Here is a 14,696-nt window from a genome sequence, read left to right as displayed (position 1 = left end):
TTAGCAAATAGAAGCGCCAGCTGAGCAAAGCGAAAGCCGGACGCATCCTTGGAGGAGGAATGACCATGAAGCTGAAATCCGTAACTGCCACGGGCCTTGCGGCGCTGACCGCCGCCGCGCTGACCGGCACTGCCATGGCGGCGCCGAGCTGCGGCGCTGACCCGGTGGTGATGAACGCCTATTTCGAGACCGGCTTCCCGCTGCCCAGCAAGCTGGCCGAGGAGTTCACCAGGCAGTTCCCGAACGTGACCTTCGACATCAAGGAAGATCAGTTCGCCAACATGATGGAAAACTCGCCGCGCATCCTCTCCGAGGACAATGCGCCCGACCTGATCCGGCTGCCTTCGATGAGCGACCTCGTTGCCAACGAACTGCTGGCCAATCTCGATGGCTACTTCACTGAATTCGGGTGGGACAAATTTCCGCCGAGCCAGCTGATCCAGCTGCGTGTCGAGGAGGGCGGCCGCCCGCGCGGCGCCGGCTCGCTCTGGGCCATGGGGCTCAACTATTCGATGACCGGCGTGTTCTACAACAAGGAGCTCGCTGCCAAGGTCGGCATGACCGAGCCGCCCAAGACGCTGGCCGAACTCGATGCGCTGATGCAGAAGGCCAAGGATGCCGGCCTCGTGCCTATCATGCAGTTTAACAAAGGCACCGGCGGGCTTGCCTTCCCGCTGCAGGACCTGATGGGCTCGTACGGCCCGCCCGAGCCGGTCAACGACTGGATCTTCCAGAAGGACGGCGCCACCATCAATACCGAGGCCAACCTCAAGGCGGCCGAGCACCTGGAGAACTGGGTGAAGTCGGGCTATTTCGCCGCCGACACCAACGCCATCGAGTACTTCCAGATGATGAGCCGCTTCACCGGCGGCGAAGGCCTGTTCATGTTCAACGGCGATTGGGAGTCGGGCAATCTCGACAAGAACTTCGCCGGTAAGTTCGGCTTCTTCCTGATGCCGCCGGCCGAGGCGGGCGGCCGCCAGGCCGCTATGTCGGCGCCGCTCACCTTCGGCATCGGCGCCAAGGCCGCGCACCAGGATTGCGCCGCCTTCTTCCTCAACTGGGTGGCGACCAACGAACAGGCACGCCAGATCAATGTCGAAGTCGGCGGCTCCAACCCCGGCGGTCCGGCGGATCTGCCCATTCCGGCAGTGACCCCTGGCTCGGTGACCGAGGCAACGCTCGCCGCCGGCAACGTGGTCGCCACCGAGAACGGCGCGATGGACTTCATCGCCAATGCCACCGGCGCGATCTTCGCCGCCGGCTGGACCCCCGAACTGCAGAAGCTGGTCGGCGGCGTGCAGACCGGCAAGGGGCTGATCGAAGCCGTGCAGGCCGAATACGAAAAAGAACTGTCGCGCTGACCTTGATCGATAGAACCAACCAGATCGCCGGGGCCGCAGGGGCTGCCCCGGCCAGGTCGCGAAAAAGCGCCGGCATCGGCCGCCGCACCGCCATTGCGGCGCTGCTGTTCGCGGCGCCCGCCTTCATTATGTACGCGGCCTTCGTGCTGGTGCCGCTCGCGATGTCGGTGTTCTATTCGCTGCAGCGCTGGGACGGCATCGGCAAGATGCGGTTCGTCGGGCTCAACAACTACCTGATCGTGCTGACCGACGCCGACCTGCTGCAGGTGATCGGCAATGCTTTCCTCCTCGCCGCCTGGTTCACCCTGATCCCGGTTGTGCTGGGTCTAGCGGTCGCCGCGGCGATCCGCGAGCATCTGGGCGGACCATTCGGCACTGCCACCCGCACCATCCTGTTCCTGCCGCAGGTGATCCCGCTGGTCGCGGCCGGCATCGCCTGGAGCTGGATGTTCGCCAATACCGGGCTGGTCAACCAGGCGCTGCGCGGCATCGGGCTCGAGGCCCTGGCTCGCGGCTGGCTGGGGGATTTCACCTTCGCCCTGCCGGCGGTGGGCATTATCGGCGCCTGGGTGCTGCTGGGCCTCTGCACCATGCTGCTGGTCACCGGCATCACCAAGATCGACCCCAGCCTCTATGAGGCGGCCCGGCTCGATGGCGCCGGCCCCTGGGACGAGTTCATCTACATCACGCTGCCCGGGCTGCGGCAGGAGCTCGGCGTCTGCGTCACCGTCACGGTGATTGCGGCGCTGGCCAGCTTCGACATCGTCTACATCGCCACCGGCGGCGGACCGGGCATCCAGACCACGGTCCCGGGGCTCGAAATCTACCGGCTGGCCTTCGCGCACCGGCAGGTCGGCCTCGCCTCGGCGCTCGCCATTTTCCTGATGGTGCTGGTGCTGGTCTGCGTGCTGCCGATCCAGTGGCTGACGAGGGTCCGGCGATGAAGGGTCTTACGCTCGACGCGGCCTTGGCGCGCCTGCTCATCATCGTGCTGATGCTGCTGACGCTGCTGCCGTTCCTCTCGATGTTCAGCGCGGCGCTAGCGCCATCGGGCAGCTACCCGCCGGGCCTCGCCTGGCCGGAAAATCCGCAATGGGTGAACTTCGCCAAGGCCTTCGAGGTGGCGAAGATGGATCAGCTGCTGCTCTCGAGCCTGTTGATCGTCATCGGCACGGTGCCGCTCAGCGTGCTGTTCGCCACCATGGCGGGGTATGGCCTTGCCAAGTTCGACAAGGGCCGCGGGCGCTGGTTCTACCTGGTGTTCGTGCTCGGGCTGACGCTGCCGTTCGAGGCGGTGATCACCCCGCTCTACTACGAGATCAAGGCGCTCGGGCTGCTCAACACCCGCTTCGCGATCATCCTGCCGCTGATCGGGCTCTACATGCCGTTCGGCGTCTACTGGATGCGTACACATTTCGTGAACACGCCCAAGGAGCTGTCCGAGGCGGCCGAGATCGACGGGGCCAGCGAGTGGAAGCAGTTCTGGCTGGTGCACGTGCCATTGGCGCGGCCGGCAATCATGTCGCTCGCCATCCTGCAGTTCCTGTGGACCTGGAACCAGTTCCTCTTACCCGTTGTGCTGGTGCAGGATCCGCTGCAGCGCACCATGGCGGGGGCGCTCGGCGCCTTCCAGGGGCAGTGGGGCACCGATGTGCCGCTGCTTTGCGCCGGTGCGCTGCTGATCCTTGCGCCGACCATCGCGATCTTCCTGATCTTCCAGCGCCAGTTCGTGGCGGCGCTGTTGCAGGGGGCAGTGAAGGGCTGAGCGGGCGCCCGGGCCGCAACCCGGCCCGCTCAACCGTTGCGCGCGTTGTCGCTGTCGCCTTCAACCAGTTCCATCGGCCAGACCCGATGCACGATGCCCTGCGGATAGATGTCGGCATAGGCCGGCATCGAGGCCAGCAGCGATTCCCCCAAGGCAATCCCCACGTCGCGCAGCGACAGCCTGAAACAGGTAAGCGCCGGCGACAGAAACCGGGACAGCGGCGATTCCCGGAAGGCGATAACCGCCACGTCCTGGCCCGGGTTCAGCCCCGCATCCCTGAGGCCCCGGTAGAAGCCGATCGCCATCAGCTCGTAGACCAGCAGGATGGCCGTCGGTCGCTGCGCCATGCTGATCAGCTGATGCGCCGCCTGGTACCCGCCCTGTTCCGATGACGAGGTGTAGATCACGAGGCTCTGCTCGAAGGCGATGCCGTGCCTGGCCAGGGCGTCCTTGTAAGCCTGCAGGAAAATGACGCCGAGATTGATATCGCTGCTCGGGACGGCAACCGCGATGCTGCGATGGCCCTTGGCGACCAGCCGGTCCACGGCGCGGTTCGCCACGCCTTCGAAATCGAGGTCGATCCAGGGATGGTCGCTGGGGGTGCCCGTCCGGCCGAGCGCGATGAACGGCACGTGCGCCTTGTTCAGAAGCTCGACACGCGGATCCTTTCGATGCGTCGCCGAGATGATCAGCGCATCGACCAGCCGGCGCGCGATCATGCGGCGCAGATACTCGGTGGGGTCTTCGTCGGTGGCGCAGGGGAGCACCACCAGATCCAGCTGGTGCCGGCTCAACACCGCCTGCACGCCGTCGAAGACGCCGAAAAAGAAGTTGTCCGGGTTCCCCGAGGTGTCGGCGCCGGACTCCATCATGAACCCGACGGCATTGGTCGTGCCCTGGCGCAACGTGCGTCCGGCCTGGTTGGGCACATAGCCGAGTTCGGTTGCTGCATCGAGCACCCGGCGGCGGGTTGCCTCATTGACGTCGGGACGTCCGTTCAAGGCACGGGAGACCGTACCGATCGAAATGTTCAGATGTTCGGCAAGGCGGCGTATGCCCTTCATAATACTAGATTTTCCCAGCGCGCCGGAGGCTTCCGAAAACGTTTACGCAATTCTCTTGACACAGAAATGCCGGCGAATATAGCGTCGTAAACGTTTACGAAGCCGCCGCGCACGCCGAGACAAGGCGTCGGCGGATTCCCTGGGGAGGGGCAATCACGTGTCATTTCGCGCCGTTCTGGCCGGGTGCGGAGCTATGTCGAAAGGCTGGCTCAAGGCCATCGCCGAAACGCCGGCGCTCCGAGACCGCATCACCATTGTCGGCCTCAACGACATCAACCCCGACGCGGCGCATCGCCTCGCGGCGGAGTTCGGCCTCGGCAAGGCGGCGGTCGAAAGCGATCTCCAGGCGCTGCTCAACGGTACCCGGCCGGACCTGCTGTTCGACGTGGTGATCCCCGGCGCCCGGCATGACGTGGTCGCCACGGCGCTCGCGCATGGCTGCCACGTGCTGTCGGAAAAGCCGATGGCCGCCAGCCTCGACGACGCCCGCGACCTCGTCGCTCGCGCCGCCAAGGCCGGCCGGATCCACGCGGTGGTGCAGAACCGTCGCTACATTGCCGGGGTGCGACGCATCCGCCGGCTGATCGACAGCGGCGCCCTCGGCGAGCTGACGGCGCTGCACGCGGATTTCTTCATCGGCGCGCATTTCGGCGGCTTCCGCGATGCGATGCAGAACGTGCTGCTGCTCGACATGGCCATCCACACCTTTGACGCCGCCCGCTTCATGGCGGGCAGGGATGCCCGGGCCGTTTATTGCCTCGAAAGCAACCCGCGCGGCTCGTGGTACCAGCACGGCGCCGCCGCCAACGCCATCTTCGAACTCGAGGGGGACGCGACCTTCACCTACCGTGGGTCGTGGGCCGCCGAAGGCGCCAACACCAGCTGGGAAAGCCGGTGGCGGATCATCGGCACCCGCGGCACGCTGCTCTGGGATGGCGCCGACCGGTTCGAGGCGCATGTCGTGGCAGGCGAGGACGGCTTTCACCGGCCACTGGCGGAGCTCGCCGTGCCGGAGCCGGCCGAGGACAGCCAGACCCACGGCCATGCCAGCGTCATTGCCGATTTCCTCCGCGCCATCGAGACCGGCACGCCACCGGAAACTGTCGGCAGCGACAACGTCAACAGCCTCGCCATGGTGTTCGCCGCCATCGAGAGCGCCAAAACCCGCCAGCGTATTCTTATCGAGACCCCTAGATGACCAATCCCACCAAAACCATTCGCATCGGCACCATGGTCAGCGCGACGGCCGGCACCGCCGCGCCGCGCATCGCCGAGATCGCCGACCTCGGCTTCGAGAGCTTCGAGCCGTTCTTCTGGCAGACCACCAACGGACAGGACCTCGCCGAGCTCGGCAAGCGCTGCCTCGATGCCATCGGCAACCGCGACATCACCATCTCCACCCTCGGCATGTTCGGCAATCCGCTGGAGGACCAGGAGATGGACCGCCAGACGCTGGAGGGCTGGAAGGCCTGCATCGACAACGCCCATCACTTCGGCGCCACCACGATTGCCGGCTTTACCGGCCGTATCAGGGGCAAACCGCTGACCGACAGCCTGCCGCAATACAAGAAGGTCTGGTCGGAACTGGCGAAACGCGCTGCCGACAAGGGCGTCAGGATCGCCTTCGAGAACTGCGCCATGGATGGCAACTGGCAGACCGGCGACTGGAACATCGCCCACAATCCCGACGCCTGGGAGCTGATCTTCAACGAGACGCCGAACGACAATATCGGGCTCGAATGGGAGCCCTGCCACCAGCTGGTCTACCTGATCGATCCGCTGCCGCAGATCCGCAAGTGGGCGCACAAGTTCTTCCATGTTCACGGCAAGGACGCGACCGTCCGCTGGGACGTGATCAAAGAGCACGGCATTTTCGGCAAGCAGAAGTTCGTGTTCATGCGCACGCCGGGCTTCGGCGACAGCAACTGGACCGACATCATCTCCGAACTGCGGCTCGCCGGCTGGTCTGGCTCCATCGACATCGAGGGCTGGCACGACCCGGTCTATCGCAACGCGCTCGAAATGACCGGCCAGGTCCGGGCGCTCGAATACCTCAAGCAGGCTCGCGGCGGAGACTTCGTGAATCTGGCGGCGAACTACGAGGGCGGAGACCCCTCGCTTCGACGCGCCAGCTGATGACTGGTGCCGGCGGGGGAGCCGGCACGCAACCCGTGCAAAGCACGAAAGGGAGGACGTGACTATGACTAGCATTGCTCTGAGGGCACTGACGGCTGCTGCCTTTGCAACTGTCACCATCGCCAGCCTGACCAGCGTCGCCATGGCCGAAACGCTGCGCGACAACTGGTGCAGCGACGTCAAGATCCGGTTCTTCGCGGGTGGCGCCGAGGGAGATGCCTTTGCCTCGATCGTCTACAACGGCGCCGTCCAGGCAGCCAAGGATACGGGCGCTCAGGTCGACTATGTGTTCTCGGGCTGGAGCTCTGAAAAGATGATCCAGCAGCTGCGTGAAGCCATCGGCGCTGCTCCGAACGGCATTGCCATGATGGGTCACCCCGGCAATGCCGCGATCATGCCGCTTGCCGAGGAGGCCTCGGCCGCGGGCATCAAGATGATGTACCAGAACGTGCCGGTCGACGAGGTCACCGCCAAGTTCGGCGGCGGCTATGTCGGCGCGCAGCAGAAGCCGCAGGGCAGGGCCCTGGGCGAGGAAGCCATCCGCCGCTTCGGCCTCAAGGCCGGCGATGTTGCCATCGTCATGAGCGACTGGTCGCAGATCGAGCGCGCCGAACGCGAACTGGGAACGCTCGAGGCCTTCGAGGCCGCCGGCCTCAAAGTGGTCAAGCTGCAGTCGCCGCAGGAGCTCGGCACCGACCCGAACACCGGTATTCCGGTGATCACCGCCGCCATTACCGCCAATCCGGACGTCAAGCTGATCGCCTATCCGGGCGGCCAGCCCCTCGGCAATGCCGCGACCTATATGCAGGCGGCCGGCAAGAACGCCGGCGACATCATCAACATCGGCTTCGACACCAGCCCGCAGATCGTCGAGGCATTCAAGGATGGCTGGGTCCAGCTGACCTCCGATCAGCAGCCGTTCCTGCAGGGCTACATGCCGATCCTGTCGCTCTGCCAGCAGGTCGTCTACGGCCTCGGCGCGATCAACGTCGATACCGGCGCCGGCTTCGTTACGCCCGAGAATTACGGAGCGGTTGCGGACTTGGCCAAGGAAGGTCTTCGCTAAGAGTTTCCGGCGGCAGGGGTCCGGCTCCAGCCGGGCCCCGGCCTATCCACTTGCAGCGAGGGCATCGTGCAAAATCGTATTATCGAGCTCAAGGACATCAAGAAGTCCTATGGGCAGGTTTACGCCCTTGGCGGCGTCGACCTTCATGTCGACCAGGGCGAGGTGGTTGGCCTCGTCGGCGACAATGGCGCCGGTAAGTCCACACTCATCAAGATTCTCGCCGGTGCGGTTCGGCCGACAACCGGCGAGATTCTGGTCCGCGGCGAGCCGGTTTCGAACTGGAACGCGGGACGCTCGCGCGAGGCGGGCATCGAGACGGTGTTCCAGGACCGAGCGCTGGCTGTGCAGCAGACCATCATCTGGAACATCTTCATGGGCCGCGAACTGGTGGGCCCGCTTGGCTTTCTGAAAGTCCGCAAGCAGCGCGAAGAGGCCGAACGGCTGATGCGCGAGATCGGCTTCACCTCCAAGGTCTTCGGCCCCAGTTCCATTGTTGGGCAGCTGTCCGGCGGCGAGCGCCAGGGCGTCGCCATCGCCCGGGCGATGTACAACCAAAGCGACCTGATCATCCTCGACGAGCCGACGACGGCGCTCTCACTCACCGAGACGGCCAAGGTTTTCCATTTCGTCCGGCAGGCGCGAGCGGCAGGACGCTCGATCCTGTTCATCGGCCACAACATCCACCACGTGTTCGATATCTCCGATCGCTTTGTCGTGCTCGATCGGGGGCGCGTGGCGCTGCAGGCCACCAAAGCTGAACTCGGCTCGGCCGAAGCCCTGGTCCGTTTCATGGAAGAACTCGCCCATCCCGGCGGCGCCGGCGTTCAGTCCACAGGAGGGACAGTATGACCGATACAGCCAATCGTGACGGTCAGTCGCCGGCCAAAGCCCTCGACGCGGATACCGTCCGCCGCGTTGCCGAAGGCAAGCACGCCGACCGCTCCAGACTTCGCCGCTTCCTTCGCGACCATCGCCCGGCCGTCGGTTCGTTCGTCGTGCTGGTGGTGATGCTGGCCTGCTTCTTCGTGGGCAACCCGGAAGTGTTCTCGCAGTGGAACATGTATCGCGCCGTGCTCATCGGCCTGCCGGTCGTGCTCTTCGTCGTGGTGCCGCTGGTCTACGTGGTGACCGTGGGCGAAATCGACCTCTCCTTTCCGGCGACCATCGGCATGGCCGGGTGGGTCTTCGCGCTGGTGGTGCAGGCGGGGTACGATCCGTTTCTCGGCATCATCGCAGCGGTGATGACCGGCCTCGTCCTCGGGCTCTGCGTCGGCTGGCTCGTGGTCTATGCCAACCTCTCGTCGCTCATTGCCACACTGGGCATGAACTTCATGCTGCGCGGGCTGATCCAGATCAACACCGAGGGCAAGTCGATCGCCCTGGTGGGCCTGCCCAAGACCCTGACCTTCCAGATTTTCGGCGGCCAGTTCTTCGGCATTCCGGTGCAGGTGCTCTGGGCCATGTTGTTCGTGGCGATCTGCTCGTTCATCTACAACCGGCACCGCTTCGGCGTGCATGTGCACATGGTCGGCGACAACCCCGACGCAGCGCAGCAGATGGGCATCAATGTCAAGCTGGTGCGGCTCAAGACCTTCGCCTTCGTCGGCCTTGGCGCAGCGCTCGCGGGTGTTGCCGCCGTGATGATCAACTACACCTGGTGGCCGACCTCCGGTGATGGCTATCTGCTTCCTGCGCTGGCCTCGGTATTCGTCGGCGGCACGGCGCCATGGGGCGGCATCGGCACGATCATCGGCAGCGCCATCGGCAGCTTCACGGTGTCCTTCATTCAGTCGGGCGTCGTGGGAGCGGGTCTCTCCGGCTTCTATGTGCAGTTCTTCTACGGGCTGATCATCATCCTGTCGCTGCTCGGGCACCGCTGGAACCAGGTCCGCTATCGGTAACCTCTCAAGCACCGCTCCTGTTGGAGCGGTGCTTTCACACCGGCAGACCGAAGCCTCTCCGCTCAGGCCAGCCCCTCGCGCAGCACGGCCATGAAACGCTCGCGGCTGGCCTTGCTGATGACCCGCACATTGGCCGGCCGGTCGGTCATGGCGCGGTCGTCGAGGATGGTCTGGCCGCGGGTCAATCTGTCCTCGGTCGAGACGAAGACCGCGGCGTCGAAGCTCTCGACTACCACCTGCTCATCGAGGGCCACCGCAACCGCGATGGGGTCGGGCAGGTCAAAGCCGGCAAGCCGCGAGACCTCCTGGCAGAACCGCCGCAGGGTAGCCTGGCAATCGACCGCGACAATGGCGGTGGGCGTGCCGATCTGCCGGAGGCTGGCCGCCTCCTGGTCGTCGATCACCGCATATTTGCGCGAGATGTCCCAGCCGATCATGGTGATCGGCATGCCCGAGGCGAACACCGCCTCGGCGGCTTCTGGGTCGGCCCAGATATTGTACTCCGAAACCGGGGTGATGTTGCCGTAGTAGTCCGAGGCGCCGCCCATGATGAAGCACCGGCTGATCCGGCCCGCCAGCCACGGCGCCTTGCCGAGCGCGATGGCGATGTTGGTGAGGGGGCCAAGCGTGATCAGTTCGATCCCGTCTTCATGGCTTTCAGCCAGCGCGATCAGCGCGTCGGCGGCGTGGCCCGGGCTCGGCGCCCATGGCGCGTCGGCGAGCTGCGTCGGCACCAGTCCGACATCGCCCATGCCGTCCTCGCCGTGCACGAACTGCGCGGTCTCGAGCGGCCGCTGCAATGGCCGGTCGGCGCCCTGATGCACCGGCAGGTCCATGCCGCAGAGTTCGCGGATGAACAGCGCGTTGATGGTCGCCTGTTCCAGCGGGCAATTGCCCGCTACCACGCCCAGCGCTTTGACATCCGGACCGCGGAACCTGAATGCCAGCATCAGGGCTACGGCGTCGTCGGACGCGGTGTCGGTATCGATGAAGATCGGCTTGCCCATTTCTGCTCCGTTCGAGGTTGACGAATGGCCCCAGGCGGGACGCGCTTCGATCGGAGAGAGAAGGGGACGAACGGCGCCGCGACAAACGACTTTTCGTCTTCGTTACGGCGAAAAACTCAAGCGCATGCCGGCAAGCCCGCGGCACCCGACTGACCCTGCCGGCGAAACCACTTCACCGCCGCCGCGGTCGCCGGATGCCGACGATCCCGCGGCGGCAAGGCGAGGTGGTAGCTGCCTTTGCGCATGATGCGCCCGAACGGGGCAACCAGACGGCCGTCCGCCAGCGCCTCGCCGATGATCTCCAGCGGCGCAATGGTGCTGCCGACCCCGGCCTCGGCTGCCTGCAGGGTAAAGTACATCCGCTCGAACTCGTGCATCCCGGTGTAGGGCGCGTCCGTTCCACCCTCGCGCAGCCAGTCCTGCCAGATCGCCGGGCGGGTACGCGATACGAGCCTCGGCAAGCCCGCCAATGCCGCGCGTGCATCCGGCTGCCGGGTCAGACGCTCGCCGGCGACGACCAGCGCAAAGCTCTCGGGCATGATGTCGACATAGCTGGCGTCGCTGCCCGCACTGTGCTCGCCGACCGACAGCCAGAGCGACACCGATGGGTCGGAGATATCGGGCGGGCGATCCCAGCTGACCAGCTTGATGCTGCCGCCGAGCGCCGCTTCGAGCCCCGCCTGGCGGGGGATGAGCCAGCGCAGCGTCGTCGTGGCGGGCGCCGCGATGACCAGCGGTCGTTCGACATGCTGCCGGCCGAGCCGCGCCGAAGCCTGGCGCAGCCGCTCGAAAGCCGGACCGACATCATCGGCAAACGCCCGCCCGGCGTCGCTGAGGCCGATCCGGCGACCGGCGCGAATGAACAGTTCCACCTTGGCTCGCCGCTCGAGCTGCCGGATGAGCCGGCTGACGGCGCTCTCGGTGACCCCGAGTTCAGCCGCGGCCCGCTTGAAGCTTCCCAGCCTCGCCGCCGCATCAAAGGCCCTGATGGCGGTCAGTTGCCCCATGACGTCGAGAGAGGAGAGCGACATCGATACCTCGTTGCGGACCGCGCCCGATGCTGACGCAGCATGCGCAGTCTAGACCAGCCTGACACCGCCGTCAGGTCGGTCGCGAGGCGCTACAGGCGCAGCCCGTTGGTGTCGAACGCCAGCGCGGCGTCGGGCTCGATGCCGACGCTGATCGGCGTGCCGGTGGCGATCCGGGCGTGACCCTTCTGCTGGATCGTCACCTTGGTCTCCCCGTCCCGCCCGACCGCGTAGACGTAGGAGACGCCGCCGAGCTGCTCCACCACCTGCGCCGTCGCGGTCAGCGCGCCGCCCTCCGGACGGGCCTCGGTAAAGTGCTCGGGCCGGATCCCGACGCTGACCGTCTGGCCGACGCTGACGCCTTTGCCACGGCACCGGACCTGCAGTTCCGGAGCGTCGAACGCGGTCAGGGAAACCGTCACGCCACGATCGTTGATGCCGGTTACCGTGCCCCCGAGAAAGTTCATTCGCGGTGAGCCGATGAAGCCGGCGACGAACAGGTTGTCGGGATCGTCATAGAGCTCGATCGGCGTGCCCTGCTGCTCGATCTTGCCGGCCCGCAGCACCACGATGCGGTCGGCCAGCGTCATCGCCTCGACCTGGTCGTGCGTCACGTAGACCATGGTGGCGCCGAGCTGCTGGTGCAGCTTGGCGATCTCGATGCGCATCTGCACGCGCAATTCGGCGTCGAGGTTGGACAGCGGCTCGTCGAACAGGAAGGCCTTGGGTTGGCGCACGATAGCGCGGCCGATGGCAACGCGCTGGCGCTGGCCGCCCGACAGCTGACGCGGCTTGCGCTGCAGCAGCTCGGTCAGCTCCAGCGTACCGGCGGCACTGGCGACACGCTGGGCGACCTGGTCGGCGGGCATCCCGCCCATCCTGAGGCCAAAGCCGAGGTTCTGTTCCACCGTCATGTGCGGATAGAGCGCGTAGCTCTGGAACACCATGGCCACACCCCGCTCGGAGGGGTCGAAATCGGTGACGTCCTCGCCGCCGATCAGCACCTGGCCGGAGCTCGGTTCCTCGAGGCCGGAAATGGTCCGGAGCAGGGTGGATTTGCCGCATCCGGACGGTCCGACGAAGACGACGAACTCGCCATCCCCAATGTCGAGATCGACGTCGTGGATCACGGTCACCGCGCCGAAACTCTTGTTGATGCCTCTGAGCTGAAGTTCAGCCACGGTTCCCTCCCTGCTTGCCTGCTAACGCGCTGCCCAGAGGGCGCCGCGCTCGAAGATGGTGCGCATCTGCGGCACCTCGAATTCTCCCACCACATGGCCCAGCGACGAATAGAACACCCGGCCCTTGCCAAAGCGGCGCTTCCACACCACCGGCATCACCACTCCGTCGATCTCCTCGAACTGCTCACCCGAGAAGGTGGTGGTGGCAAGCACCTCCACGCTGGGGTCGAAGTGCATGTAGTACTGCTCCGACCGGTAGGGAAAATCGCCGATCCCGGCCATGATCGGGTCATCGCCGCGCGTGACGTTGATCGTGTAGTCGATGATGTTGCCGGGGTGAGCCACCCACTGGCCGCCGGTCATGAACTGATAGTCCGGCTCGTTGCGGAAGCTGTCGCACATCAGCCCGTGAAACCCGGCAAGGCCGGTGCCGCCGCGCACGGCGGCGAGGAGGTTCGTCAGTTCCTCGCGCTCGATCCGCGACATCGTGATGACCGGCACGATCAGGTCGAACTGGCTAAGGCCGTCATCGGCAAACGCCTCGGTGGTGTTCTCGAGGGTGACCGCGAAGCCATGGCTCTCGAGCATGCCGCCGACGAGGCGCGCGCTCTGCTCCGGCGTATGGCCATCCCAGCCTCCCCACACGATCAGGGCTGACTTGCTCATGGAAATGTTTCCTCCAGTTATGCTGCGTTCCACGGGGCGCTGTAGATGTCGCGCAGCATCAGTGCTGCGGCCCCCCGGGCCCAGAGCTGGTCATCCAGGGTGTGGAAGATCAGCTCGGTGGAATTGAAGTGAGTGAGAAAGCTGTTGGCCTGCGCCGTGGCGCGCACCATCGGCGCAATGGCTTCGCCATAGCGCTGCGACTCCACCGCGACGATGATCTTGGCCGGGTTGACCAGGTTGATGATGTGGGAGAGCCCGATGCCGAGCTTTTCGGCCTGCCGCTCGATGAGGCGCTGCCCCCTTGCATCGCCCGCCTGGGCAAGCCCTGCGAGGTGGTCGAGCAGGTCGTACGAGGCGGCGGCGTCCAGCGCCTCGCCCAGCTCCTGTCGCGCCAGCCGGCGCATGGCGACATCGCCCACATAGGCGTTGAGGCAATCACGCTGGCCGCATTCGCACGGCATCCCCTCATTGCCGACCTTGGTGTGGCCGAAGGCCGGTCCCAGCTTGCTGGAGCCGCGCTGCAGGTCGTCCTCGAGCCACAGCCCGAGGCTCGCCGTCTGGTCCAGCACCACGACGCCGAAGCTGCGGACGCTCTGGGCGTAGCCGAACCAGCTCTCGGCCAAGGCGAGGAGGTTTGCCGGCTTTTCGAGTTTCACCGGCAGGCCGGTGCGCTCGCCCAAGAGCGTCCCGATGGGGATTTCGCGCTCGCCGAACACCGAGCTGGCGTAGCTGCGGCCGGAGCGGGGGTCGACGATACCGGGGATGCCGATGCCGATGCCCTTGATACGGCTGCGATCCACCCCCGACTTGCCGATGCACTCCTCCATGGCGTCCTCGATCAGGTCGACGATCACCTCGGCGGGCTGGCGGGCCAGCCGCACCGGCAGTTGCACCGAGGCGACCGTCTCACCGCGGAAATCGATCAGGGTTGCGGTGGTCAGCGCCTGGGAAATACGCACGCCGATGACAAAGGCCGCGTCACGCACCAGCCCGAGCAGCACCCGTGGGCGGCCGCGTAGGGTCTCGTTGGTCGGCGTGGTGTGGATGGCCTCGATCAGCCCCTCCTCGATCAGCGCGCCGGTGATCGCCGACACCGTAGTGCCGCTGAGCAGGGTGCGTTCAGAGATCTCGACCCGCGAAATCTGGCCATGGCACCGGATCGTCTCCAGCACGTGGTACTTGTTGATTTCCCGCATCAGCAGCGGATCAGCGATCTTTACGGCCACGAACTCGCCCCGGGCATCTGGTCAGTCAATTGCTTTGCAACCCGTACAAAAGGCGCTGATGGCACGATCGTCGAATAGCCGGCACTCAGCGGCAGAGTACCGAAAAACAGGCGGTCCTCAAGCGTCTATTCGCAGATTGAGCTGTTTCTGCAGAGCTGAGGTACGTGCCTCTTGCTTCCTTTAATAAGGGATGCTTAGAAAGTAGCAAGTGGTGATTGCGGTAGGGACCGCGTCTGCCGCTGCGGCCGACTGCGCCAGAGAGCGCCCCCCGGCTGCCCAAAGGAGGAGGAAA

At 65.6% G+C, this 14,696-nt stretch carries 14 protein-coding genes; 8 read left to right on the top strand and 6 right to left on the bottom strand.

The genetic code is table 11. The features are described from left to right. Positions 1–65: 65 nt before the first annotated feature. From ASC68_RS27000 to ASC68_RS26990, 3 genes are read left to right on the top strand one after another with little or no spacing between them, the layout of a single operon-like run. Positions 66–1,364, top strand: a complete 1,299-nt coding sequence (locus ASC68_RS27000) for an extracellular solute-binding protein (RefSeq protein WP_197421422.1) — start codon at positions 66–68, stop codon at positions 1,362–1,364. Between the two features lie 2 nt (positions 1,365–1,366). Continuing rightward, a complete protein-coding gene (locus tag ASC68_RS26995; protein WP_248310612.1) occupies positions 1,367–2,308 on the top strand; it encodes a sugar ABC transporter permease in 942 nt (313 codons plus the stop codon). Next, on the top strand, positions 2,305–3,129 hold the full coding sequence (locus ASC68_RS26990; RefSeq protein ID WP_055887286.1) for a carbohydrate ABC transporter permease: 825 nt from the start codon (positions 2,305–2,307) through the stop codon (positions 3,127–3,129). The genes ASC68_RS26995 and ASC68_RS26990 overlap by 4 nt, the downstream gene beginning before the upstream one ends. Before the next feature lie 29 nt (positions 3,130–3,158). On the opposite strand, the gene ASC68_RS26985 is transcribed toward ASC68_RS26990, so the two are convergent. Then, positions 3,159–4,193 carry a LacI family DNA-binding transcriptional regulator gene (locus ASC68_RS26985; protein WP_055887283.1) on the bottom strand — a complete coding sequence of 345 codons (1,035 nt, stop codon included), beginning with the start codon at positions 4,191–4,193 and terminating at the stop codon, positions 3,159–3,161. Between the two features lie 157 nt (positions 4,194–4,350). Here ASC68_RS26985 and ASC68_RS26980 point away from each other — a divergent pair, with 157 nt between their 5' ends. The 5 genes from ASC68_RS26980 to ASC68_RS26960 all read left to right on the top strand — a co-directional run bounded on the left by ASC68_RS26980 (position 4,351) and on the right by ASC68_RS26960 (position 9,296). Further along, a complete protein-coding gene (locus ASC68_RS26980) occupies positions 4,351–5,391 on the top strand; it encodes a Gfo/Idh/MocA family oxidoreductase (RefSeq protein ID WP_055887279.1) in 1,041 nt (346 codons plus the stop codon). Continuing rightward, a complete protein-coding gene (locus ASC68_RS26975; RefSeq protein WP_055887275.1) occupies positions 5,388–6,329 on the top strand; it encodes a sugar phosphate isomerase/epimerase in 942 nt (313 codons plus the stop codon). Before ASC68_RS26980 ends, ASC68_RS26975 begins: the two co-directional genes overlap by 4 nt. Positions 6,330–6,393: 64 nt before the next feature. Further along, a complete protein-coding gene (locus ASC68_RS26970) occupies positions 6,394–7,395 on the top strand; it encodes a substrate-binding domain-containing protein (protein ID WP_055887272.1) in 1,002 nt (333 codons plus the stop codon). A gap of 66 nt (positions 7,396–7,461) precedes the next feature. Next, positions 7,462–8,244 (top strand): ATP-binding cassette domain-containing protein, encoded by a 783-nt coding sequence (locus tag ASC68_RS26965; RefSeq protein WP_082528523.1) that lies wholly within the window; start codon positions 7,462–7,464, stop codon positions 8,242–8,244. Continuing rightward, a complete protein-coding gene (locus tag ASC68_RS26960) occupies positions 8,241–9,296 on the top strand; it encodes an ABC transporter permease (RefSeq protein WP_055887265.1) in 1,056 nt (351 codons plus the stop codon). The genes ASC68_RS26965 and ASC68_RS26960 overlap by 4 nt, the downstream gene beginning before the upstream one ends. Before the next feature lie 62 nt (positions 9,297–9,358). Here the strand turns inward: ASC68_RS26960 and ASC68_RS26955 are convergent, their stop codons facing one another. The 5 genes from ASC68_RS26955 to ASC68_RS26935 form a co-directional block, all read right to left on the bottom strand. Then, entirely contained in the window at positions 9,359–10,303 is a 945-nt protein-coding gene (locus ASC68_RS26955) for a nucleoside hydrolase (RefSeq protein ID WP_055887262.1), read from the bottom strand. Positions 10,304–10,419: 116 nt separating this feature from the next. Then, a complete protein-coding gene (locus ASC68_RS26950) occupies positions 10,420–11,334 on the bottom strand; it encodes a LysR family transcriptional regulator (protein ID WP_055887259.1) in 915 nt (304 codons plus the stop codon). An 89-nt stretch (positions 11,335–11,423) separates the two neighbouring features. After that, complete coding sequence (gene ugpC, locus ASC68_RS26945) at positions 11,424–12,512, bottom strand: sn-glycerol-3-phosphate ABC transporter ATP-binding protein UgpC (RefSeq protein ID WP_055887257.1); 1,089 nt, start codon at positions 12,510–12,512, stop codon at positions 11,424–11,426. Positions 12,513–12,533: 21 nt separating this feature from the next. Then, positions 12,534–13,178: a ThuA domain-containing protein gene (locus ASC68_RS26940; RefSeq protein ID WP_055887254.1), complete on the bottom strand. Its 645-nt coding sequence runs from the start codon at positions 13,176–13,178 to the stop codon at positions 12,534–12,536. Positions 13,179–13,195: 17 nt separating this feature from the next. Next, positions 13,196–14,404: an ROK family transcriptional regulator gene (locus tag ASC68_RS26935; RefSeq protein WP_055887251.1), complete on the bottom strand. Its 1,209-nt coding sequence runs from the start codon at positions 14,402–14,404 to the stop codon at positions 13,196–13,198. Between the last annotated feature and the right edge of the window lie 292 nt (positions 14,405–14,696).

Origin of the sequence: Devosia sp. Root105 (genome assembly GCF_001424865.1) — a bacterium.
GTDB lineage: Bacteria > Pseudomonadota > Alphaproteobacteria > Rhizobiales > Devosiaceae > Devosia_A.
The sequence above is the reverse complement of the archived record's forward strand: the minus strand, read 5'-3'. Positions and strand labels throughout refer to the sequence as shown.

Coding starts and splice junctions, on each gene's coding strand:
- ASC68_RS26985 (WP_055887283.1), bottom strand. CDS start 4,193: ATGAAGGGCATACGCCGCCTTGCCGAACATCTGAACATTTCGATCGGT.
- ASC68_RS26990 (WP_055887286.1), top strand. CDS start 2,305: ATGAAGGGTCTTACGCTCGACGCGGCCTTGGCGCGCCTGCTCATCATC.
- ASC68_RS27000 (WP_197421422.1), top strand. CDS start 66: ATGAAGCTGAAATCCGTAACTGCCACGGGCCTTGCGGCGCTGACCGCC.
- ASC68_RS26970 (WP_055887272.1), top strand. CDS start 6,394: ATGACTAGCATTGCTCTGAGGGCACTGACGGCTGCTGCCTTTGCAACT.
- ASC68_RS26950 (WP_055887259.1), bottom strand. CDS start 11,334: ATGTCGCTCTCCTCTCTCGACGTCATGGGGCAACTGACCGCCATCAGG.
- ASC68_RS26955 (WP_055887262.1), bottom strand. CDS start 10,303: ATGGGCAAGCCGATCTTCATCGATACCGACACCGCGTCCGACGACGCC.
- ASC68_RS26960 (WP_055887265.1), top strand. CDS start 8,241: ATGACCGATACAGCCAATCGTGACGGTCAGTCGCCGGCCAAAGCCCTC.
- ASC68_RS26975 (WP_055887275.1), top strand. CDS start 5,388: ATGACCAATCCCACCAAAACCATTCGCATCGGCACCATGGTCAGCGCG.
- ASC68_RS26940 (WP_055887254.1), bottom strand. CDS start 13,178: ATGAGCAAGTCAGCCCTGATCGTGTGGGGAGGCTGGGATGGCCATACG.